This window comes from Pseudomonas sp. SIMBA_068, from assembly GCF_046534705.1.
Classification (GTDB): Bacteria; Pseudomonadota; Gammaproteobacteria; order Pseudomonadales; family Pseudomonadaceae; genus Aquipseudomonas; species Aquipseudomonas putida.
Genome location: NZ_JAWRYI010001142.1, coordinates 1 through 251, shown reverse-complemented (window position 1 = coordinate 251; position 251 = coordinate 1). Strand labels below are relative to the sequence as shown.

The following is a 251-nucleotide window of genomic DNA, read 5'->3' as shown; positions in this document are numbered from 1 at the left end:
AGCTTTTAAGCGCCTCTTTACCACCGCGTAAAATAACGCCATTACCGGATTTAAAACACAAAGCACCAGCGTCTGCGGTCACATTAGGGCGTGCTTCATAAATCATACAAACAACACCAAGTGGTACGCGCATTTTACGAATTTTAATACCATTAGGTCGTTCGGTGATTTCACGAAGCTGACCCACTGGATCATCAAGGCTTACTATAACTTCTATCCCTTCAGCCATCGATTCTATGCGCTCATCGTTC

General features: G+C 44.2%; 1 pseudogene. It reads right to left on the bottom strand.

From position 1 onward, the window contains the following. Positions 1-251: pseudogene (proA, locus tag SB756_RS33080) on the bottom strand (gamma-glutamyl-phosphate reductase); the annotation flags it as partial.